The following is a 22,846-nucleotide window of genomic DNA, read 5'->3' as shown; positions in this document are numbered from 1 at the left end:
AGGAGGGATACAGTGCCTGCCAAATATTACGAAATCAGGTGGCACTCAAGAGCTGGTCAAGGTGCGAAAAGTGCCTCGCAGCTTTTGGCAGAAGCAGTTTTGGATATGGGTAAGTATGCCCAAGCTTTTCCCGAATATGGTGCGGAGCGATCTGGTGCGCCTATGAGGGCATTCAACAGAATTAGCGATGGGAAGATTACTATCCATTCATCAGTTGAGAAACCAAATGTGGTTGTGGTGATCGATGATACGCTGTTATCACCAGCGGTTGTCGAGGGCATAACTGAAGATGGTGTTTTAATTGTTAACACAACCCACCCTGTCGACTACATTAGAAAGAAAACACATTTTAATGGCAAAATTTGTACATTGAAAGCAACTGATATAGCCCTTGAGGAAATTAAAAGAGGGATACCAAATACAGTTATTCTTGGTGCAGTTGCGAAAATTACAAATGTTGTGACACTTGAATCGCTCGAGCAAAAAATCAAGAATATGTTTGGAAAAAAGCTCTCTGAAGAGATGCTTGAAGCCAATCTCAGAGCTTTAAGACGGGGTTACGAGGAGGTGGCCTGCGATGGCTGAGTTGAAGAAATGGAATGAAGTTCCAATTGGTGGAATTATTACTGAGCCGGGAACTGCACGCAAATACAAAACCGGCGACTGGCGCGTGAAAAGACCTGTTTATGATAGATCAAAATGTATAGATTGTATGATGTGTTGGTTCTACTGTCCGGACCTTGCTATTATTCAGGAAAATTCTGTTATGAAAGGGATAAATTATTTCTATTGTAAAGGCTGTGGTATTTGCGCTAATGTTTGCCCAAGAAATGCTATTGAGATGAGACCCGAAACAGAGTTTTCACACGAGGAGGAGTGAGTATGAAGCTTACCAGACAGGCTATAACTGGAGCACAGGCAGCCGCTTATGCTATGAAACAGATTGAACCTGATGTAGTGGCTGCTTATCCTATCACCCCTCAAACACCCATAGTTGAATATTTTGCAAAATATGTTGCCGATGGTGTAGTTAAAACAGAAATGATACCTGTTGAGAGCGAGCATAGTGCGATGAGTGCACTTGTTGGTGCCGCTGCTGCAGGCGCAAGAGCAATGACAGCAACCAGTGCCAATGGACTTGCACTAATGCATGAAATTGTTTATATAGCTGCTTCATTGAGACTTCCTATAGTAATGCCGGTTGTCAACAGAGCACTTAGTGGGCCAATAAATATACATTGTGACCATAGTGATACAATGGCAGAAAGAGATTCAGGATGGATACAGCTTTTCTGCGAAGACGCGCAGGAAGTTTACGATTTGACAATCATGGCTGTAAGGATTGCCGAACATGAAAATATAAGACTGCCTGTTATGGTTAATCAGGATGGATTCATCATTTCTCATGGAGTAGAAGCGGTTGAATTGTTGCCTGACGATGTTGTCAAGAGTTTCGTTGGTCAGTTGAAGCCTCTCTATCCTCTCCTTGATGTGGAAAATCCAGTGACATACGGTCCTCTTGATCTATACGACTATTATTTCGAACACAAAAGGCAGCAAATTGAGGCAATGAAAAATGTTTTTGAGGTATTCTCAAAAATATCTGAAGAGTATTACAAAATTTCTGGCAGGAAATATGATTATGTTGAACCTTACAAAATGGAAGACGCACAGTATGTTATGGTAGCTCTTGGTTCAACTAATGGGACGATAAAATATGTTGTTGATCAATTAAGAGAAGAAGGAAAAAAAGTTGGGTTGTTAAAAATATGGATGTTCAGACCATTCCCGAAAGCTGAAATACAGAGGTACCTTACAGGTAGAAAAGCCGTTGTCGTTCTCGATAGATCGGCTTCTTTTGGTGCAGAAGCACCTCTATATGAGGCTGTTAAGTCGTCTCTGTATGAAGTAGCATCGAAGCCGCTTCTTGGTTCCTTTGTCTATGGACTTGGCGGCAGAGATGTTAATCCAGAATTGATAAGGTACGCTTTTGAAAAGGCTATCAGTCATGAACTTGTTGCAGACCAGGAATTGTACCTTGGTCTGAGAGAATGAGGAGGTGCATTGAATGCCGTTGACAATGAAGAAACTCGCAGAGATTTTTACAGATAAAGACCCTGGTTTAACGCAAGGGCACAGAATGTGCCCTGGATGTGGCGCACCAATAACTGTAAAAATAGCATTAATGACCGCTAAAGCACTCGGATACGAACCTGTAATAGGATTTGCGACTGGTTGTATGGAAGTTTCATCAACAATCTATCCATATACTTCCTGGACGGTTCCTTATATACACAATGCTTTTGAAAACGTAGCTGCAACAATTAGCGGTGTTGAGACTGCTTATAGATCTCTTAAAAAATCCGGGAAAATTCCATCTGATAGAAAATATGCCTTTTTTGCTTTCGGTGGAGATGGAGGAACGTATGATATAGGTTTACAGTCACTTTCCGGTGCTATTGAAAGAGGACATAAATTTATATATATTCTTTATGATAATGAAGGTTATATGAACACGGGAAACCAAAGATCTGGCTCAACACCTCCCGGTGCAGATACAACCACTGCACCTGTTGGAAAAAAGATACCAGGAAAGCTTCAATTGAAGAAAAACATCGTAGAGATAGTAGCAGGTCATGAATATGTTTATGCCGCGACAGCTACTGCTGGTGAACCGATGGATTTTATAAGCAAGATTGAGAAAGCACTGACTTTCGAAGGTCCGTCGTTTTTAGCTGTATTGAGTCCCTGCGTCAGATACTGGAGAGTTCCAGAAAATCGGACAATTGACATTACGAAGCTTGCTGTTCAGACTAAATATTGGCCTCTGTATGAGGTGGATCGCGGTGTTTATAAAGTCACCAGAAAACCATCGAGTTTCAAACCTGTTTCTGAATTTGTCAAAGTTCAGGATAGATTCAGACCTTTACTTCAAAAACCAGATGCAGAAGAAATAATAGATGAACTCCAGCAATATGTTGACAAAAGATGGGAAAGATTGCTTGCTCTGGAGGAGGCCACAAAAGATAAACCCGTGAGATAATCTTAACCACCCCAGGGGGCGATGGTGTGGATGCATTGATTGTTATAGACATGCAGAGAGATTTTGTGGACCCTGATGGAGCACTTTATTTTGCGGGCGCCGAGAAGGTTGTTGCGCCCGCTATTGATGTTATCAAAAATTCAATGGAAAGATCTGAAATTGTTATAACAACGCAAGATTGGCATGAAGCAAATGATGAAGAGTTTAAGATGTGGCCAAGCCACTGTATTAAAAATACGCCTGGTGCTGAACTTATTGCTCCTTTGAGAGAGCTTCTTCAAAATTATCCGAAATATTACCCAGTTTATAAAACCAGATACAGTGCATTTTACGGGACAGAGCTTGATAGAATTTTGAAAAATTTCTCGATAGATAAAGTCCAGGTTTGCGGAGTTGTTACGCACATATGCGTTCTTTTCACTGTTGAAGAACTCAGAAACAGAAATATCAAGGTAGAAGTTTACGAAAAAGCAACAGCTTCATATGATCGTGAATTTCACGAATTTGCCCTGCGTATGATGAAAGAAGTCCTTGGTGCTGAGGTGATTTTATGAGAAAAAAAAGACTCGATCCAAAGGTATTTAAAGTTCCCATAGATCGCATCAGAAATGACTATTATTCAGATATATATTTCTCAAGGTATGTTGAGGTACTCAAGAAAGACAACAGACATCCAAGGGTTCTGTACCAATTTTTTCCAAGAAAAGATTGCACAGTTGTTGGTATAGACGAGGCGCTGGCAATTTTAAGGTTTGCGACCGGATATTACAAAGACGAAGAAAAAGCCAAACAGATATTTCAGGAGATCCTCTCACTTGATAAAGCTATTCAGGCTGCTTCTGTTGACATGAGGACAGATATTGTTTTGAAATATACTGAACGAAAATGGGATTTGAGAATAAAATTGAACCAGCTCTGGGTAGATAAATGGGATGAGATAGAAGTCAAGGCCCTTTATGATGGCGATGAAGCAAGGGAATGGGAACCTATCATGACTATTGAGGGAGATCCAACGTATTTTGGGTATTTAGAGACAATACTCTTAGGAGTCATTGCAAGGGCCACGAGCACGGCTACAGCCGTTAAAAACGTTGTTAAAGCTGCGAACGGTAAACCAGTTCTGTATTTCAGCGCCAGGTTTGATCATTACTGGGTTCAGGCAACCGACGGGTATGCGGCACTTTGCGCCGGTGCTTTTGGTGTCTCGACAGATGCCAACGCTGATTATTGGGGAGCTCAATCCATGGGAACAATGCCACATGCCCTTATAGCAGCGTACAACGGAAGCACAGAGGAAGCTGCTGTGGCTTTTGACAAACATATGCCTGAAAACGTGAATCGCATAATTTTGGTGGACTGGGATAATGACGTTATTGGGACAACCTTGAGGGTTGTTAAATCTTTCTATGAAAAGCAAACCGGAAAGAATTTCGTTTTGGGTGTGACTGATCCTTCCCCTATAATAGGTGTGGGCAAGGGAAGGATATGGGGGGTAAGATTTGATACTTCTGGAAATTTGAGGGATATTTCAGTTGTTCCGAGGGACGAATCTTCATTGGGGGTTTGTCCGGAGCTTGTCTGGCGTGCACGGCAGGAGTTTGATAAAGTTGGCTTAAAGGACCTAAAAATAGTTGTTTCAGGAGGATTTGATGCCGATAAAATTTCTCTTTTCGAGAAACTAAGAGTGCCTGTAGATGTGTATGCTGTTGGGTCAAAATTACTCAGACACAAGGTTGACATTACAGCTGATATAGTTGAGGTTGATGGAAAACCGTGTGCGAAAGTTGGACGGATTAAACAGGATACTTCAAGACTTGAAAGAGTTTTCAAAAGATACTGGGAAGAGGAGGTGTGATTATGACAGAGAAGGGTACATGGACAGTGAAGACAGGGTTTGCAGATATGTTCAAGGGCGGAGTCATAATGGATGTAACAACAGCAGAACAAGCAAAAATAGCAGAAGAAGCTGGCGCAGTTGCGGTTATGGCACTTGAGCGCGTACCGGCGGATATACGAAAAGCTGGTGGTGTTGCCCGCATGGCAAGTATTGCAAAGATAAAGGAAATCATGCAGGCTGTTTCAATACCTGTTATGGCAAAGGTAAGAATTGGCCATATTGCTGAGGCGAGAATTCTTGAGGCACTCGGGGTAGATTTTATAGATGAATCAGAAGTTCTTACCCCGGCAGATGACAGATTTCACATAAACAAACATGAATTCAAAGTTCCCTTTGTTTGCGGAGCGAGAGATCTTGGAGAAGCCCTCAGAAGAATTGCTGAGGGTGCTGCTATGATAAGAACTAAAGGTGAAGCAGGAACAGGAAACATAGTTGAAGCGGTTAAACATATGAGAAGGGTTATGGATGAAATAAGAAGACTCACAACTATGGCTGATGAGGAACTGGTTTCTTATGCCAAGGAAATAGGTGCACCTGTAGAACTGGTAAGGGAAGTCAAGAAACTCGGTAGACTGCCTGTTGTGAATTTTGCCGCAGGTGGTGTTGCTACTCCTGCAGATGCAGCACTGATGATGATGCTTGGCGCTGATGGTGTTTTCGTTGGATCTGGTATTTTTAAATCGAAAGATCCTGCAAAGATGGCGCGTGCTATAGTTATGGCTGTGACTTACTGGAATGACGTTGATATGTTGCTCAAGGTTTCTGAAGATATAGGGGAGCCGATGCCAGGGCTTGAGGTTGAAGAATTAGAAGTTCGGATGCAGGAGAGAGGATGGTAAAGTTGACCATAGGGGTTCTGGGGCTTCAGGGTGATTTTAGGGAACATCTCTGGGCTTTGCAAAAACTTCAAGTTGAGACAATTGTAGTAAAAACCGTTGAAGATCTTAGAAAAACAAAAGGGCTTATAATACCGGGCGGTGAATCAACAACAATAGGCAAACTTGCAAGATTGACGGGAATAGCAGATGAATTAGAAAAGCTGGTTGATCAGGATTTCCCAATTTATGGGACCTGTGCAGGTATGATATTACTTGCTAAACAAATAGTGAATTATCCGTATCAATACAGCTTTGGCTTCATGGATATAGTTGTAGAAAGAAATGCCTACGGTAGACAGGTAGAAAGTTTTGAAGTTAATCTTGATATACCATCGACTGGAGGTTTATTCAAAGCAATTTTTATAAGAGCTCCTAAGATTGTTGAGTGGGGTGAAGGAGTGGAAGTTCTTGCTCGTTATGGAGATTCACCCGTTTTAGTGCGGCAGGGTAATTTGCTTGCGAGTTCGTTTCATCCAGAGCTCGGCCAGGATTTAAGAATACACAAATATTTTCTTGAAATGGCAGGCGTTAAACATGCGGGTATATGTTGATATTGTTGATGAAAAAACAAAAGCAAATATCTTTCATGCAATTGGCATGTGTTGCGGCGTAGCTGTTGCCGATGAAAAAGATGCCGATCTTTATGTTGGGGAAAAGGCGCATCCATTTCTTGACTCTGTAATTGTAACCAATCACATACCGGATGATCTGGATCAAGTTGTAGATGTGATACTACCTGGCCAGGAGCTTGATTACTATCTTATGAAATTCAAGCTGATGTATTGCTATGTTCTGACAAGATGCAGTATAGAAACTTTTCTGGATGAAGAAATATATAAATCGCAAAGGTATAACATCCCCCTGTCGATTGCCATGGTAAAAGTTTGTTCCGATGAGGAATTTACCACGCGAGCTCTTTACAATAATGCAAAAAAGCAGGCTAGAACCTCTGACAGAATTGTTCTTTATGATAAAAACACCCTGATAGCTATTCTCCCATACATTGGTTTGGATGGGGCAAAAGTTTTTGTGGGTAGATTGATCAGACGTGCAAAACGCATAAAGCTGCCAAAAACGAGTCATTTTCCAGATGTCATAGCATCGATATGCCAGATAACAAATGAAATAACAGATGCATCAGATTTACTTTTAAGACTTGAAGAGACTGCTAAGGATGCTGTTTTGGCCGGCCAAAGGATCGTTACAATATAAAAGGCGGCAAAAGCCGCCTTTTATATGCCAAGTTCTGCAAAGATTCTTTCTACAAGCTCTCTTCCAACTTTTGCCTGTGCTTCATGAGTAGAGGCACCTATATGAGGAGTAGCAGTGACATTGGGGAGTTGTAATAATTTTTTTCTCAGATCATCTGCAGGTGGCTCAACTTCAAATACATCGAGTGCAGCTGCATAAATTTTTCCAGAGCTGAGAGCATCGTATAGTGCCTGTTCATCTATCACTCCTCCGCGTGAAGCGTTTATGATTATCACACCATCTTTCATCTTGGATATTGTTTCAGAGTTTATCATGTGCTTTGTTTCATTTGATAATGGAACATGCAGAGTTATGATATCTGAATTTGTAAACAACTCCTCAAGGCTGACCATTTTGACTCCTTCGAAATATTCAACGAATGGATCATACGCAATGACTTTCATGCCAAAAGCGATTGACCTTTTTGCGACTTCTTTTCCTATGGTTCCCAATCCTACAATACCTATTGTTTTTCCATAAAGCTCATGTCCCTCAAGTTCTTTTTTGGTCCAGAGTCCTTTTTTCAAATCGCATGTGCCTCTTGCAATATGTCGAGATGCACTAAGTATCAGACCAAATGTTAACTCTGCTACAGATATGGAACTTGCTCCAGGTGTATTCAAAACTTTTATTCCTTTTTGCTTTGCTGCAGTAACATCTATATTGTCAAGACCAACGCCAGCTCGCCCAATTACCTTTAATTTTTCGCCTTTATTTATCAGATCTTCAGTAACTTTGGTGGCGCTTCTGACAATAAGAACCTCTATTTGCGGTATCAGTTCGAGTAGTTTATCCTTATCAAGATGTTCGCACGTTACCTGAAGTTGACTTTTTGATTTGAGCAAATTTAATGCTTCCTGATCCAGAGGATCGTTGATATGAACTCTTATCATCCAGCTACCCCCTCGCGTTTAAGGGTTTCCATTGCTGCTCTGACACCAGTTCCAAGTTCAATTTTATAACCGAGTTCACTTAAAGTAAATTCCAGAGCTGATATTGCAGTTATAGTATCGAACATCGACACATATCCGAGATGTGCTACTCTGAAGATTTTTCCAGATAGGTGTCCTTGCCCGCCGGCAATTGTTACACCATATTTGTCCCGTATGATTTTAACAAGTTTTTTTCCGTCTATGCTTTCTGGAACTTTTACTGCTGTGACAACATTTCCCGGCCTCTTTGAGAATAACTCAAGATTAAGTGCTCTCATCGCGTTTCTCGTCGCCTCTCCCAAAATTCTATGTCTCTCCCAGACATTTTCTATGCCTTCTTCTTTTATCATTTTTATACTTTGATTGAGCATATATATCATGTTCACAGCTGGAGTCCACGGGTTGTCTGGATAATTTTTGTCATAGTATCTCAAGTCAAAATAGTACTTTGGACACTGATTTTTCTCGACTAATTTCCATGCTTTTTCACTTAGAGCCATAAAAGCAAGGCCAGGTGGCATCATAATGCCTTTTTGAGAACCGCTGACAACTACATCTACTCCCCATTCATCCATTTTGAGTGGTTCGGCAAGTAATCCGCTTACCTCGTCTGTAACAAGGACATGATCGGTATCTTTCGTAAGTTGGGCGATGGACTTCAAATCAATTACCGTTCCTGTCGATGTTTCGCTGTGTGTTGTGAATATTACCCTGGCATCTGGATGTTGTTTCATAACATTCTCTATTTGCTCCGGACTAACAGCATTTCCCCATTCAACGGCTATTTCTACAACCTGAATACCGTATGAATCACAAATTTCTTTCCATCTTTCTCCAAACTTTCCTGCTACAACAACTATCGCTTTTTCTCCCGGGTTCATCAGATTTGTGACAGCTGCTTCCATTGCTCCTGTTCCCGATGATACGAAAGTGTAGATTTTACTATTAGTCTGGAATAGATATTTTGCACTTTCAAGTGTTTCTTTCATGATTTCAAGAAATTGCGGTGTTCTATGATGGATAGTTTCTTTTGCACCGGCAAGGAGTATATCAGCTGGTACTGGTGTGGGACCCGGGGCCATTATGTAATTCTTCCTGAGCATATACACACCTCCTTATAATTCTCCAAAAGTAGTTTAACATGTAGAAACTGCTTTCTTATAACCTCTATTTATGCAATAATTTGCATGCCATTTTTTGCATAATGCAATTTCTTGCAAGTTAGAAAAATTTGATGAAAAGTGATTTTTTGTGTTACAACGACCTTGGCACGAATTTGATAATATATTATCGGGGTGATGGTGTGAAGACAAAACAACACAACTTTTCTAAACTTGCGGAAAGATTAAAATCATCGATGATCAGAGAATTACTCAAATACGCTAATATGCCAGGCGCTGTTTCTTTTGGCGGAGGGACACCTGATCCAGAGACTTTCCCAAGACATGAATTGTCAAAAATAGCTTCAGAGATTTTAGAAGAAGAATATAAATATACTTTGCAATATTCTGTCACGGAAGGTGACCCACAGCTTATAAATCAGATACTGATCTTACTCAAGAGAATTTATGGAATAGAAGGTTTATCACACGAGAATATTCTCATAACAGTTGGTTCTCAGCAAGCGCTTGAATTATTGGGAAAAGTTTTTATAGATTCAGGTGACTATGTTGTTGTTGGTGATCCTGAGTATCTGGGAGCAATAAGTGCTTTTCGAATGAGAGAACCGCGTTTTGTTGTTGCAAAATTTGATGAAGATGGACCTGATATAGATATGATTGAGCAAAAAATTGAAGAAATAGACAGAGCGGGAGAAATAAAAAAATTGAAATTTATATACGTTGTTTCAAATTTCCAAAACCCATCAGGCGTCACAACATCTCTGGAGAAGCGAAAAGCTCTGATCGAGGTTGCAGAAAAGTATGATTTGCTTGTTGTTGAGGACGATCCGTATGGTGTACTTCGATTTGAAGGGGAACATGTGCCATCAATAATGAAACTTGGAGGAACTGATCGGGTTATTCTTTTAAATACTTTCAGCAAAATTCTTTGCCCCGGTTTGAGAATAGGAGTGGTTGTTGCAGATAAGTCTATAGTGAGGAAGATGGTTCTTGCAAAACAGGGTACAGATCTATGCAGTCCATCTTTAACGATGAGGCTTGCAGCAAGATATCTCGAACGTTATGATGTGCTTGAACAAATCAAACCTGCCATAGAACTTTACAGGAAAAAGAAAAATGAAATGGTCAGAGCGCTTGAGAATTATTTTGGTGACATTAAAGGAACGAAGTGGACAAATCCAAACGGTGGATTATTCATATGGACCACCCTTCCGGAAGGTTACGACACGATGGAAATGTTCAAATTTGCAGAACAAAACAAAGTTTTTTATATACCAGGAGAAGCATTCCGACCTTATTCTGAACCATCTTCATCTATGAGAATGTCATTCTGCTTGCCTTCTGTTGAGGAAATTCACGAAGGTGTGAAGAGATTGAGAACAGCTTTTGATCAATACAGGGTTTCCAGGGGGATGAAATGAAATGTACAGAATCTTGGTGATAAACCCTGGCTCAACTTCCACAAAAATTGCAGTCTATGAGGATGAGAAATGTAAACTTCTGGAAAAAGTTGAGCACAGTTTATCAGATCTTGAAAAACATCCAAATTTGATGGATCAATTGAATTTCAGACGAGAAAATATACTTATGATACTGAAAAAGCACGGTTTTAAAGTGGAAGATTTTGATGCCATTGCCGCAAGAGGAGGAATATTACCTCCCCTTAAAAGTGGAACTTATATTGTAGATAACAGGATGATTCATTATTTGAAGTATGATTCGCCAGTCAGTCATGTTTCTAATCTTGCTGCTATTATCGGTTATGAACTGGGTCAAGGAAAAATACCTGTTTATGTGACAGACCCCATTTCTGTTGATGAAATGGTTGACGAAGCGAGATTTTCAGGTGTTCCAGAAATAGAGAGAAAAAGCTTTTCACACGCCCTGAATATAAAAGCAGTTTGTAGAAAGGTAGCTTTGGAACTGAACGCAGATTATGAAGACCTGAACTTTGTGGTTGCTCACCTTGGTGGAGGAATTTCCGTTGCAGCAATAAGAAAGGGAAAGATTATAGATGTGAATAATGCAAATGACGAAGGGCCATTCAGCCCAGAGAGAACAGGGGAGCTGCCTGTCGGTGATGTGGTTAGAATGTGCTTCTCGGGTAAGTATACCAAACAGGAATTGAAGAAAAAGTTTGTGGGTAAGGGAGGACTTGTTGCCTATCTTGGGACAAATGACCTGAGAGAAGCTTTACAGTTGGCGAAAACTGATGAGAAAGCGAATGTAGTTGTTCAGGCGATGGCATATCAGGTTGGTAAAGAAATAGGGGGAATGTGTGCAGTTTTGTGCGGGAAAGTGAACGCGATAGTTTTAACAGGTGGTATGGCTCATAGTAATGAGTTTGTTGAGATGATAAAAAGTTATGTTTATAGATTTGCCCCTGTTTTTGTTGTGCCTGGAGAGTTTGAAATGGAGGCATTGGCATTTGGAGCTTTGAGAGTTTTGAGAGGTTATGAACAGGCCAAAGAGTGGGGTGTTGTTGATGAGCAGGTTTCTTGAAATCGTTGAAAAAGTGAGAGGGATTAGAAGAAAATTGGTAGTTGCGTCTGCTGCTGATAGTGTTGTTCTGAATGCCGTAAAACTTGCTGTTGAATACGAAATTGTGTCACCGATTCTGGTTGGACCGTATGAAAAAATAAAAGTTCTTTCTTCAAATATTGATCTCGATTTATCAAAATGTGAAGTGGTGGATAGCCCAGAGAGTGATGCTGCTGCAAAAGCTGTGGAGATTGCAGATAAAAATGGGGAACTTTTAATGAAGGGGCTGGTTAAAACCGGTGACCTTATGAAATTGGTCCTTCAAGATGAATATAGATTGAAAACAGGTTCAACCATGACAATGGTAAGTGTTTTTGATATACCTTCATACGCAAAACTTTTGGCAGTAAGCGATGCCGGGATGATAATATCGCCCACTCTCGAACAGAAAGTTGATATGATAAATGCTGCGGTAAGAGTCATGAAAAAATTTGGAGTGGAAAAGCCGAAGGTTGCCGTACTTGGTGCAGTTGAGATCCCAAATTTGAAGATGTCCGCAACTTTGGACGCAGCGATATTGAGCAAAATGAATGATAGAAATCAAATAAAAGATTGCATTGTTGACGGACCTTTTGCTCTTGATAACGCTGTTTCTATTGAAGCTGCAAAGCATAAAGGTGTAGAAAGTCCGGTTGCAGGAGATGCTGACGTACTAATCATGCCAGATATTGAAGCGGGGAATATTTTCTATAAATCAATGGTTTTTCTTGCAAATGCTAAAGTTGCTTCTGTGATCCTTGGAGCGAGATTGCCAATTGTTTTAACATCACGGGCCGATTCGGATGAAACGAAACTTTATTCGATAGCACTTGGTGCATTACTTGTTTGAGGGGATGGTTGAGTGTACAGAATTCTGGTGATAAATCCTGGTTCGACTTCAACAAAGCTCGCCATTTTTGAAAATGAAGACATGATCTTGTCAGAAACTCTGAGACATAGTTCGGATGAATTATCCAGATACGATACCATCTTTGATCAATATGAATTTCGAAAAGGTGTGATTGTTGACTTTCTTGAGAAAAGTGGATATTCCATCCACGATTTTTCAGCTATTGTCGGTAGGGGCGGGCTACTGAGTCCGATACCAGGGGGGACGTATGAAGTGAATACATCTATGATAGATGAATTAAAACAAGCTAAATATGGTGAACACGCATCCAATCTTGGAGCAGTTCTGGCATATGAACTTGCTCGAATTGCAGGGATAAAATCCTACATCGTCGATCCTGTTGTGGTAGATGAACTTGCAGAAATCGCAAGGCTTTCCGGGCACCCTGAGCTGCCAAGAAAGTCAATTTTTCATGCCTTAAACCAAAAAGCAGTTGCGAGAAGAGCCGCTGCAGAACTTGGAAAAAATTATGAAGACGCCAATTTGATAGTGGTTCATATGGGTGGAGGTATATCTGTAGGGGCCCATGTGAAAGGAAAAGTTGTTGATGTGAACAATGCACTTGATGGTGATGGGCCTTTTACCCCTGAAAGAAGCGGTACACTTCCTTTAACGCAATTGATAGACCTCTGTTTTTCTGGAAAATATTCGAAAGAGTGGGTCATGAGAAGGATAAAGGGTAACGGGGGTCTGGTTGCTTATCTTGGGACAAACAGCGCTATTGAGGTTCAAAAAAGGATTTCTGAGGGAGATAAAAAAGCAGAAATTGTTTACAGAGCTATGTCATACCAGATAGCAAAATGGATCGGTAAAACAGCTGCGGCTATGAGGGGAGATGTAGATGCAATAGTTCTCACAGGTGGACTTGCCTACGATGAAAGATACATGATAAGCTGGCTCAAAGAATATGTTTCTTTTATTGCACCTGTTTTTGTATATCCAGGAGGAGATGAAGAGAAAGCACTTGCACTTGGAGTTTTGAGGGTTTTAAGAGGCCAGGAAAAAGCAAAAATATACAGTAAAGAGGCGGAAAAATGGCAAAAAATCATGTCTTTGTAGGGCTGTATGGAAGTGGAAAAACGGAGATAGCTATAAATTATGCGATCAACCTCAAGCAGAATTGCAGCCAGGTAGCAATTGCTGATGTTGATGTTGTATCACCTTATTTCAGAATCAGGGATGTTCGAGAATTGATCCAGTCTTACGATATAAAAACGATCACACCGCCCGAGAACATTTTAAACGCAGATTTACCCTTAATAACGGCTTCTGTTATGGGGTATCTTGGAAATCCTGAGTATCAGGTCGTTCTGGATGTGGGAGGCGCCGAAAGAGGTGTCGTAGTTCTTGGTTATCTAAGAGAGTATCTCGGAGACAGTAGGGTATATTTTGTTGTTAACACTAAAAGACCTTTTACAGAGAGCTCTGAGCAGATTGTGCAGGTTGTGAGAAGAATTGAGGAACGTTCTGGAATAAAGGTAGATTATCTTGTCAACAATACAAATCTTGGCAGCGAAACGACAGTTGATTTAATAGAAGATAGCGAGATAGTAATTTCAAAAGCATCAGAGATTTTAAACATACCTATTGCATTTACTGTCACAGCTCAGACAGATACTTTGATAAGTAAGTTCAATATTTTTCGCATAAAGAGATTCTTGAAAAAAAGGGAGGAGTTGTCTTGAAAAAAGCTTATATAGAAATAGATAGTGAAAGATGCAAAGGTTGTGGACTTTGTATAAATGCGTGCCCTCAAAAAATAATAAGATTTTCGACAAAATTCAATAGTAAAGGGTATCACCCTGCAGAACAATACGATCCACAGGAAAAGTGCCCGGGTTGTGGTTTTTGCTACATGATGTGTCCGGATACCTGTATAACGGTTTACAAACTATCTCAACCTGTGAGGTGATTCAAGTGAAAAGAGTTATGATGAAAGGTACGGAAGCTATTGGAGAAGCTGCTATAAAAGCTGGATGTCGGAATTACTTTGGTTATCCTATCACGCCTCAGAGCGAACTTACAGAGTATATGGCTCGAAGGTTGCCCGAGGTAGGAGGTTCTTTTCTTCAAGCTGAAAGTGAGGTTGCTGCTGTGAATATGGTCTATGGAGCGGCGAGTGTTGGCAGAAGAGTTATGACATCTACGTCATCTCCAGGTTTCAGCTTGATGCAGGAAGGAATCTCTTACATAGCATGTGCTCAACTTCCTTCGGTTTTTGTTAATGTCGTGCGCGGTGGGCCGGGGCTGGGCGATATTCAGCCATCCCAAGGTGACTATTTTCAGGCAACAAAGGGAGGAGGTCATGGAGATTACAGACTCATAGTTCTATCTCCGTCAACAGTTCAGGAAGCGGTTGAGTTAACGATGCTTGCTTTTGAGCTTGCAGATGAATACAGAAATCCCGTACTCATATTTGCAGATGGTTTGCTTGGACAGATGATGGAGCCAGTGAGTTTTCCGGAGAAAGAATTTGCTTATGATAACGATAGCTGGGCATTGACAGGCGCAAAAAATAGATCGCCAAGGCAGGTAACAAGTTTCAATATAGATCCTTATGGGCTTGAAAAGATGAATATGGAGCTTCAAAGAAAATATTTCAGAATAGAAAGTCAAGAGCCTCGCTGGGAAGAATACAATACAGACGATGCTGACATTTTGATAGTTGCACACGGTACAGTTGGAAGAATAGTTAAAAGTGTTGTTAAGATGGCAAGGGAGGAAAAAATAGCCGCTGGTTTGTTCAGGCCGATTACACTTTATCCTTACCCATATGAACCCCTGTCAAAATTGTCTGAGAAAGTGTCCATGGTGTTAACAGTTGAGATGAGCTCCGGTCAGATGCTTGAAGATGTAAAACTTGCTGTTCTTGGAAAAACAAGAGTAGAGTTTTATGGGAGAATGGCCGGTGTAGTTCCTACCCCAGAAGAGATCTTTTCTCATCTCAAGAACTTAGTTGGGAGGCATTGAAATGGAATATAAAGCAGTTTACAAAATGCCGGAATCCTTGAGCGGAAAGCCATTCACATATTGTCCTGGTTGTCATCATGGAATAGTTCACAGGTTGATAGCTGAAGTTATAGATGAACTGGATCTCAGAGAAAAAGCAATAATTGTTGCTCCCGTCGGGTGTTCTGTTTTTGCGTACGAGTTTTTCAACTTGGATGGTACAGTAGCTCCACATGGTCGAGCTACTGCTGTTGCAACTGGTATGAAACGCGCGAGGCCAGATCTTGTAGTTTTTACCTATCAGGGCGATGGGGATCTCGCTGCAATTGGAACAGCCGAAACAATCCATGCTGCTAATCGTGGCGAGAGAATCACAACCATCTTCATAAACAACGCGATTTATGGAATGACGGGTGGCCAGATGGCTCCAACAACGCTACTGGGCATGAAAACTACCACGTCACCTTATGGAAGAAATGCAGAGAAGGAAGGTTATCCCGTTCACGTATGTGAAATTCTCAAGGAATTGAAGGGAGTAGCTTTTTTAGCCAGAACCAAGGTAGCAACGCCAAAAGATGTTATAACGACCAAGAAATATATAAAAAAAGCTTTTCTGGCGCAGATAAAAAATACAGGATATGGTCTTGTTGAAGTTTTATCTACATGTCCGACAAATTGGGGAATGGGCCCCATAAAAGCTATGCAATGGCTTGAACAGAATATGGTGAAAGAATACCCGCTTGGCGTTTTTATTGATAAGGTTGGTGAGGAATGATGATGCATAGCATAATATTTGCTGGTTTTGGCGGACAGGGTGTTATGTTGATGGGTCAGGTACTTGCTCAAGCTGCGATGAATGAAGGAAAGCACACAACATGGTTTCCATCTTATGGTCCAGAAATGCGCGGCGGGACTGCCAATTGCACAGTTGTTGTAAGTGATGAACCGGTTGCTTCTCCTGTTGTTGATACACCACTGGAAGTTGTTGCAATGAACATACCGTCACTTTTGAAATTTGAGCCGAAGTTGAAAAAAGATGGATATCTTTTTATCAATACTTCAGTTATAGATAGGAAGCCTCAGAGAAATGACGTGAAGGTAATCGAAATACCCGCTAACGATATCGCCGAAAAACTTGGCAATGTTAAGGTGGCAAATATGGTTGTGCTTGGAGCGTTTGTCTATACAACAAAATGTACTGAAGTGGATTCTCTGATAGAGGCAATGAAATACAAGCTATCTGCGAAAAACTCAGAAATAATCGAATTGAATGTTAAAGCGATTTTTGAAGGCGTAAAACACGTAGGCGGATAAGATAAACCCACCCATTGGCCGGAGCAAAGGCTCCGGCATTTTTTAATTTATGGCAAAAATTTGAATCTGTAGAAACCAAGAAAATACCTGTTTTTTTCCCGTGGAGACCATGATGGATCGAGTTTTTCAAGATTTTCGTATCTCACAAACCTCATTTCCCCTGCTGATTCTCCTATTGGGCCGGTATGATACAAAAACCATCTATGATTCTGCAAAAAATATATATCCGATATGTATATCATCATATGATATGGATATTCGAAATCCTCGGGATGGAAAAATACAGCTATATCACCAGGCAAAGCATGCTCAACATCCTTAGAAACGAATTTCAAGCTGTTTTCGAGCATGATTCTGGCTGACGCGAAAGCAGAAAATTCGCCAGGATTTGTATATTTTCCTGAAATAATTCTGAATATTTTATCTCCAATCAAAGGTATGTCTGGATAATTGTATTTCTCCACATCATCAAAAATTGGGCCCGAATAATTCGATCTTTCCAGCCATCTTCCATCATGTTTTTTAAGTGCTTCTCTTGAACAGTAACGTATTAATCCTGCGCAATCTCTTTCATGTTCGTTCCACAAAACCGGCTCGTTTTTTATGGCAGACAAACCTATCCAAATGAACCAGTTTCTGAATTTTTCCGCATCATTTTCACTGAGTACAAGACAATCTGGATAACCATCTTCATCATCATCTGAAGTATCTGCCTCGAAGTACAGAGAAACAGCTTTCGTTTTTTTTATAAAACCCTTGCTCTCAAAATATAGAACTACTTTTTCGTTCAGCTTCACATCTGGTATCAAAATTCCGTCCTTTTTAATCTCAACAGGTCTGTTTGAATAAACTTTTGCCGATGCAATTCTGGCGCGTATAAAAATATCTTTCCTATCCTTAACAGGGATCTTTTGATCAGTCAGATCCACTCTAAACCTAACGCCCGTTATCACATTCCATACTACTATCAATACGATAGCAATCAAGAAGATCTGGTATTTCTTCATATCTTACCCTCCGAATAAATCTGAGAAAATAATCTCTGTGGAATCCTCTCAATTCATCAAAATCGGCGCCAGTTATGAATAAAATAAATCCTTCTTCTATCCATGCAGGCAGTTGAAAATTTTTCTTAAGTATACTGTGAAGGATTTCATGGAATAAGACTTCTTCAAGCAAGCCCTTTTGTTTAAGAATATAAAACGGCTGGGTTATGATCATTCCATTTTTATAGACGGCAGCCACATGATACGGTCTGTTTGAAAGCTGATGAAATTCTGCAAGATTTTCCGATTCATATATTATTACGTCAAATTCAGCTGGAACTTTTATGAATTCGGCAACTTTTTCAATTTTGAAAAGGAGGGCGACCGATACGTCGCCCAGTTTGACAAGTTCACTCAGATTCCATACCTTCAGACCGAAAACCAATGTTGAGCACATCAGGATCAGAATGAGCATAGAGCCCCTTGTAATACATTGAATATGCCTGAGTTGGTAAAATCCGGTATTTTCCGTTTGCGGTTGCTCGCCAAACATAACTCATCCTTCCATTCGAGTATTTGTATGTAAAAAAGGCTATGCGATCTTCGTAAATTTCCCTTGCCAGGTACCAGTTTTCCCAGGATCTATACCACATATAATCGAATTTCGAATAGGACTGAAGGCTTCTTTCATTATAATTCTGCAAAATTTGGGCACATGATGGAAAGTAATCTTCGACTACTATATAATTTCCAGAACCGTTTTCAAGGTATATGATAGTCTTCATTATGTCTCCGGAGTTTACAGAAACAGTGCCTGTGCTGAAAGTCACTTTGCATGGTGATACTGTGATCAGTTCATCGTTTCCAGAAAAAGTGAATCCTTTATCACAGATAAGCTCTTTCCCGTCCCAGCTCAGTATTCTCTCTGCTATAAAAGGTAATAAGGTGAATCTTCCTTCTTTGAACCAGTAAGTTCCTCTTTCGGATTTTAACAGTATTTCATCTTTTGAACAGGAGAGTGATTTCACATCCTGAGGGACCATCACTATCAATTCATCGTTTATCCAAAGCTTTCCATCTTTCAGATAAACTGTTCCCATTTTCGTTAAATTGGCATCTGAGGTACCAAAGTGTGTTTTTGCAGTTTGCGTTTTTGTGTCATAAACCATTGCTGCGTTCTCCATTATCACTAATATAAGTCCATCAAAAGTTTCAAGTCTTTCAAATTCGAATTCCATTTCATTCAGAGAAAGTTTGTTTCCGTTAACTGTGAACGTAGTTCCTCTGTAAGAGTATTTTCCGTCATCAAATGCCGAGATATAGATCTCTCCATTTTTCAATTCTTCGAGCAACTCGACCGAAACAGGTATGTAATCCTGATTTATGGGGATAAAAGCGTCGATTATGCTCTTTTCATTTTTAATCAGAATTTCATAACGCTTGAAAAAATCTCTTTTTACTTCTATACCATCGCTTACAGAACCTACTGGACTTTCGTAATAAACTACGTGTACCTCTACAAGTCCTTTACCTTTTATTTTTAGGTCTTCTTTCTGAAGAGAAAGCTCACCTTCTGTATCGAGTTCTACCACTTTACTACCATTTTCAATTACCAGATGTGGATTCTCAACGCCTGGCAGGACTTCAAGCAATGCAAGAACGGCAAATGAGGTATCTTTTGTGGAATACCAGAAATACCCATCTTTCTTTGAAAACAAATAATTGATGATTTTTCTCTGCAAGCCTTCGTGTTTCCCCCATTTTGTGAGGGCTCTCAGCAATATCGAAGTTAATTGAACATCTGATGTAAAGAAATCATACACCTGATCGACATATGCAAATTTTTCTGTCTCATGCACCAATTTTAATGCTTCATCGAGCGCTTTTTCATTAGAAAATGAAAGATAGATCCAGTCAATGTCTTTTTGTGGTGTATACGATTCATGTGGAATTTTGTAAAGATCGAGCACGTAAACTCCGTATGCTGAAAGATTTTCTTTAAGATAATTGATTCCACTGTTAATTACGGAGCTGGCTACTTCAATGCCTGCTTTTTTTGCGTAATATAATCCCTCCATCACATAACAGGTCATGAAGTTGTTACTATCATCGGTTTGCCACCATCCCCATCCACCGTCGTATTTTTGATATTTGTACAATCTCATCAAGCCTTTTCTGACGATGTCTTCAAGATCTTCTATCTTCAATCCCATTTGTGAAGCGATTACAGCTGGCAGAAAACTGCTCATAGTTTGTTCGGTACACCCATACGGATATTTGATCAGGTGTCTTATTGAGTCTTCAACAAGCGGTATTATGTTTGAAAAGATTCTTAATTTAGCGGTTTTATACTCTGATTGAGGTAAAGATATTTCTTTTACTCCATCGACAAATTCGAGTACATAGAATTCTCTCTCAAAAGCAAATGGTTTTACAGGGATATTCAAAGCAACTGCATCTTTTAAATCATTGTGACTAACTGCGTAGGTCGTTATTGTTGATAGATCAGACTCTTTCAGGGCGTTTATAGTCCAGTAAGATGTGTTAGAAATTTTTGGTACTATATCAAATATGCTTAATGATTGATCTGGAGAGATCAACTTTACAGTTTCTGGAAGCTCAAGCCAGAGCCTTGTTTTTAATATATCGCTGGTTTGATTGTGAACTGTTGCTGATATTTGCATAACATCTCCTTCACGAAGAAATGAAGGCAAATGCGGTGTAACATAGAAATCTTTCGTAACGACAAATGAACTGTTTGCCTGCATCATTGATTTTGTGGAAAATCCATAAGCAGTAGCGATGAAATTTGTTATGCTATCTGGAATCTTAAATTCAACTGTAGCTGTTTTGTTTTTAGTCCTCAATTGAGGTATCCACAAAGCCGTGTCTGGGAAGTATTCTCTTACATTTATCTTCGCTTCAACAGCGGATCTTTTAAAATCTTCGAATGTTGTAGGTTCTGGGAGCATGCTGTACAGGCCGCCGGTACTTTTTAGATTTGCCAGATCGATATAAAACCATCTTTGAGAAAAGCTCCATGTGACATCCGGATAATTGTTTTGTGGATAAATCACTTCCTCGATCTGAGCAGGATTGAAGCCAATCATTGAATATATGGCTTCATCTACAATTGTTAAGCAGAATACACCATCGTTTTTGGATTTGATAGTCAATTTTGCTGTCTCACCGGGCTTGTACGATTCCCTGTCAAAGTACAATTCCGCTTTCTCAACATTTAGATCCCGCTCGATAGCTATTTTCAAATTGTCCATGATTCTCCGTCCATTTTCATATGCCAAGAAAATAAGGAATAGGTTCCTTTCTATTACATTCTCTGGTATGGTGAACTCTACAGTTGAGTGATCTTTCAGAGAAAATGGTTTCAGATCATAGATTGTGTCGGCAGTAAGTGCAATTATGCCCGAAACCTCTGAAGGTGAAAATAACTGAACCGTGATTTTTTCTCCTGGTTTGTATTTTTCTTTATCGGTAACAACAGCAAATTCTGAAATTTTATACCCCTTTGCCCATGCGTAGGAGTGCACATATATCGATTTCCTTGCTTTTTGGAAAGAGAGCTGTATTTTGAAACTGCCTATTTTGTCTGGTGAGAATTTAAGGATGGCTTTACCGTCATCGACCTGCAAGGTTTTTTCATTTTCACCGATTAGCACTGACATCTGTCCACTCAATGGGTTTCCGTTGAGATCTGAAACAAATATTTTCAACTCCACTGATTCGCCAGGTTTTGCAAATATATAATCTCTGTCAACCGAGATTTTTACATTATCTGCATATATATAAATTGATTTTTCCTGTTCAATTTGCCTCTGACTTTCATCAGCTACTATTGCTTGTAATGTGTAGTAACCTTCGAAACCTTCTTCTGTTTTCAGTGAGATTTTTACTTGCCCACTCTCGTCTGTTAATTCATAAGCTCTGTAGACAAGATATTCTGATTGCTCGATGGGATCTGCATTTACATAAAGAGCCACCTGAGCACCAGCTACTGGTTGCCCGTTAAAGTAATTAACTTTTATGGTGAAATCGACAGGTTCACCGGAAATATACTTTTCTTTGTCGGGCAAAATCTCCATTTTATACTCTGGCTTTCTATATTCTTCCACCAGAAAAGTTTCGTAAAAATCTCTTTCATTGTGTTCAACTTTTATAGTGTAATTTCCTACAGAAGAGGTCTCGGCAAGATCAAAACTATCCCAGAAACCACCAAGTTCATCTGTCGAAAGTGTTTTGCTGTAAATCTCGTTATTTTTTGGGTCTTCTATTTTGACTGTCACCCTTGATGCTCCAAGTGCTGTGTAATAGCTTCCATCAAGTTTAAAAAGCTGTCCACGAAGGTTGACTGTGTCTCCAGGCTTATAAATGGGGCGGTCTGTCAGCAAAAATAGTTTTTCATCCCTATCGATAGAGCGGCGTGTTCTGTAAAATCTACAGAAAGCAAGTGATTTTTCTTTCTTAACTAAGGCAAAATCAAAATCTTTATCAATTCGTACCAAACCATTTTCATCTGTTTTCGTTTTGCCAATAACTTTGTTGTCTTTCAAAAGATAAACGGTCACATTTTCCAGAAATCCCCCGGTTGTCTTTACCACCCCAAGTATTGCTTTTTCTTCATCAGCTACAAAGACTATTCCCATGTCTGTAACGATGAGTACCATTGCATCGTAGGTTGTTTTCTCTGATTTCTCAAATCCTGTTAAGACAGCAAGGTAAACTCCTATTTCTTCAAACTCCAGTGAGAACTCCTGCCATTTATCAGTAATGGTGAAAGTTCTTTGGTAAACATGCTTTTTTGCATTCGAAACTATTTTCGAGATCGGGAGTTCTTCAGCCTGTGTAAAAAGTTTTACTGCGTCAATTTCGAGTTCATAAATTGTCAAGGTAATTTTATCCATATCACTGGCGACGAAGGATATTTTTGAGTCAGGTATTTCAAGTATATTGCTACCTAGAAAATAAGCATATCCTCCAAAAAACATCGTTGCACAAAGAAGCGATAACAGAGTAAAATTTTTGAACAT

General features: G+C 39.9%; 23 protein-coding genes. 18 read left to right on the top strand and 5 right to left on the bottom strand.

The genetic code is table 11. The features are described 5' to 3' along the window. Window positions 1-12 precede the first annotated feature (12 nt). The 9 genes from TLET_RS09130 to TLET_RS09090 are packed head-to-tail and all read left to right on the top strand — an operon-like array spanning window position 13 to window position 7,030. Window positions 13-585 carry a 2-oxoacid:acceptor oxidoreductase family protein gene (locus TLET_RS09130; RefSeq protein WP_012003807.1) on the top strand — a complete coding sequence of 191 codons (573 nt, stop codon included), beginning with the start codon at window positions 13-15 and terminating at the stop codon, window positions 583-585. Beyond that, entirely contained in the window at window positions 578-880 is a 303-nt protein-coding gene (porD, locus tag TLET_RS09125; RefSeq protein WP_012003806.1) for a pyruvate synthase subunit PorD, read from the top strand. Before TLET_RS09130 ends, porD begins: the two co-directional genes overlap by 8 nt. Window positions 881-882: 2 nt before the next feature. Next, window positions 883-2,055 carry a pyruvate synthase subunit PorA gene (gene porA, locus TLET_RS09120; RefSeq protein WP_012003805.1) on the top strand — a complete coding sequence of 391 codons (1,173 nt, stop codon included), beginning with the start codon at window positions 883-885 and terminating at the stop codon, window positions 2,053-2,055. A gap of 13 nt (window positions 2,056-2,068) precedes the next feature. After that, a complete protein-coding gene (locus TLET_RS09115) occupies window positions 2,069-3,043 on the top strand; it encodes a thiamine pyrophosphate-dependent enzyme (RefSeq protein WP_012003804.1) in 975 nt (324 codons plus the stop codon). A 26-nt stretch (window positions 3,044-3,069) separates the two neighbouring features. Next, window positions 3,070-3,597: a cysteine hydrolase family protein gene (locus TLET_RS09110; RefSeq protein ID WP_012003803.1), complete on the top strand. Its 528-nt coding sequence runs from the start codon at window positions 3,070-3,072 to the stop codon at window positions 3,595-3,597. Then, the gene (locus tag TLET_RS09105; protein ID WP_012003802.1) at window positions 3,594-4,898 is read left to right on the top strand and encodes a nicotinate phosphoribosyltransferase; all 1,305 of its coding nucleotides are present in this window, start codon (window positions 3,594-3,596) and stop codon (window positions 4,896-4,898) included. The genes TLET_RS09110 and TLET_RS09105 overlap by 4 nt, the downstream gene beginning before the upstream one ends. A 2-nt stretch (window positions 4,899-4,900) precedes the next feature. After that, window positions 4,901-5,779, top strand: coding sequence for a pyridoxal 5'-phosphate synthase lyase subunit PdxS (gene pdxS / locus TLET_RS09100; protein ID WP_012003801.1), 879 nt, complete (start codon window positions 4,901-4,903; stop codon window positions 5,777-5,779). A gap of 2 nt (window positions 5,780-5,781) precedes the next feature. Beyond that, window positions 5,782-6,369 (top strand): pyridoxal 5'-phosphate synthase glutaminase subunit PdxT, encoded by a 588-nt coding sequence (gene pdxT / locus TLET_RS09095; RefSeq protein WP_028843718.1) that lies wholly within the window; start codon window positions 5,782-5,784, stop codon window positions 6,367-6,369. Further along, entirely contained in the window at window positions 6,353-7,030 is a 678-nt protein-coding gene (locus tag TLET_RS09090) for a hypothetical protein (RefSeq protein ID WP_012003799.1), read from the top strand. Before pdxT ends, TLET_RS09090 begins: the two co-directional genes overlap by 17 nt. A gap of 20 nt (window positions 7,031-7,050) precedes the next feature. On the opposite strand, the gene TLET_RS09085 is transcribed toward TLET_RS09090, so the two are convergent. Next, a complete protein-coding gene (locus tag TLET_RS09085) occupies window positions 7,051-7,962 on the bottom strand; it encodes a D-2-hydroxyacid dehydrogenase (protein ID WP_012003798.1) in 912 nt (303 codons plus the stop codon). Beyond that, window positions 7,959-9,104 carry a pyridoxal-phosphate-dependent aminotransferase family protein gene (locus tag TLET_RS09080; protein ID WP_012003797.1) on the bottom strand — a complete coding sequence of 382 codons (1,146 nt, stop codon included), beginning with the start codon at window positions 9,102-9,104 and terminating at the stop codon, window positions 7,959-7,961. Before TLET_RS09080 ends, TLET_RS09085 begins: the two co-directional genes overlap by 4 nt. 254 nt (window positions 9,105-9,358) lie before the next feature. On the opposite strand from TLET_RS09080, the gene TLET_RS09075 reads away from it, so the two are divergent. The 9 genes from TLET_RS09075 to TLET_RS09035 are packed head-to-tail and all read left to right on the top strand — an operon-like array spanning window position 9,359 to window position 16,815. After that, window positions 9,359-10,543: an aminotransferase-like domain-containing protein gene (locus tag TLET_RS09075; RefSeq protein WP_049753419.1), complete on the top strand. Its 1,185-nt coding sequence runs from the start codon at window positions 9,359-9,361 to the stop codon at window positions 10,541-10,543. Window position 10,544: 1 nt separating this feature from the next. Continuing rightward, the gene (buk, locus tag TLET_RS09070) at window positions 10,545-11,624 is read left to right on the top strand and encodes a butyrate kinase (protein WP_012003795.1); all 1,080 of its coding nucleotides are present in this window, start codon (window positions 10,545-10,547) and stop codon (window positions 11,622-11,624) included. Continuing rightward, window positions 11,608-12,492, top strand: a complete 885-nt coding sequence (locus TLET_RS09065; protein WP_012003794.1) for a bifunctional enoyl-CoA hydratase/phosphate acetyltransferase — start codon at window positions 11,608-11,610, stop codon at window positions 12,490-12,492. The genes buk (TLET_RS09070) and TLET_RS09065 overlap by 17 nt, the downstream gene beginning before the upstream one ends. Before the next feature lie 12 nt (window positions 12,493-12,504). Beyond that, window positions 12,505-13,611, top strand: coding sequence for a butyrate kinase (gene buk / locus TLET_RS09060; protein ID WP_012003793.1), 1,107 nt, complete (start codon window positions 12,505-12,507; stop codon window positions 13,609-13,611). Next, window positions 13,587-14,237, top strand: a complete 651-nt coding sequence (locus TLET_RS09055) for a cobyric acid synthase CobQ (RefSeq protein ID WP_012003792.1) — start codon at window positions 13,587-13,589, stop codon at window positions 14,235-14,237. The genes buk (TLET_RS09060) and TLET_RS09055 overlap by 25 nt, the downstream gene beginning before the upstream one ends. Beyond that, complete coding sequence (locus TLET_RS09050; RefSeq protein ID WP_012003791.1) at window positions 14,234-14,464, top strand: 4Fe-4S dicluster domain-containing protein; 231 nt, start codon at window positions 14,234-14,236, stop codon at window positions 14,462-14,464. The genes TLET_RS09055 and TLET_RS09050 overlap by 4 nt, the downstream gene beginning before the upstream one ends. 5 nt (window positions 14,465-14,469) lie before the next feature. Continuing rightward, complete coding sequence (locus TLET_RS09045) at window positions 14,470-15,522, top strand: 3-methyl-2-oxobutanoate dehydrogenase subunit VorB (protein WP_012003790.1); 1,053 nt, start codon at window positions 14,470-14,472, stop codon at window positions 15,520-15,522. A 1-nt stretch (window position 15,523) separates the two neighbouring features. Then, complete coding sequence (locus tag TLET_RS09040) at window positions 15,524-16,276, top strand: thiamine pyrophosphate-dependent enzyme (RefSeq protein ID WP_012003789.1); 753 nt, start codon at window positions 15,524-15,526, stop codon at window positions 16,274-16,276. Then, a complete protein-coding gene (locus tag TLET_RS09035; RefSeq protein WP_012003788.1) occupies window positions 16,276-16,815 on the top strand; it encodes a 2-oxoacid:acceptor oxidoreductase family protein in 540 nt (179 codons plus the stop codon). The genes TLET_RS09040 and TLET_RS09035 overlap by 1 nt, the downstream gene beginning before the upstream one ends. Before the next feature lie 47 nt (window positions 16,816-16,862). Here the strand turns inward: TLET_RS09035 and TLET_RS09030 are convergent, their stop codons facing one another. Genes TLET_RS09030 through TLET_RS09020 form a run of 3 tightly spaced genes read right to left on the bottom strand, consistent with a single transcriptional unit; the run spans window position 16,863 to window position 22,846 of the window. Beyond that, window positions 16,863-17,822, bottom strand: coding sequence for a DUF1175 domain-containing protein (locus TLET_RS09030; RefSeq protein WP_012003787.1), 960 nt, complete (start codon window positions 17,820-17,822; stop codon window positions 16,863-16,865). Further along, entirely contained in the window at window positions 17,752-18,246 is a 495-nt protein-coding gene (locus tag TLET_RS09025; protein ID WP_148202157.1) for a hypothetical protein, read from the bottom strand. Before TLET_RS09025 ends, TLET_RS09030 begins: the two co-directional genes overlap by 71 nt. Continuing rightward, a complete protein-coding gene (locus tag TLET_RS09020) occupies window positions 18,212-22,846 on the bottom strand; it encodes an MG2 domain-containing protein (protein ID WP_012003785.1) in 4,635 nt (1,544 codons plus the stop codon). The genes TLET_RS09025 and TLET_RS09020 overlap by 35 nt, the downstream gene beginning before the upstream one ends.

It is taken from the genome of Pseudothermotoga lettingae TMO (assembly GCF_000017865.1).
In the GTDB taxonomy this organism is placed as follows: Bacteria; Thermotogota; Thermotogae; order Thermotogales; family DSM-5069; genus Pseudothermotoga_B; species Pseudothermotoga_B elfii.
Note: the sequence above shows the minus strand (reverse complement) of the source record. Positions and strands in the feature narration are given on the sequence as shown.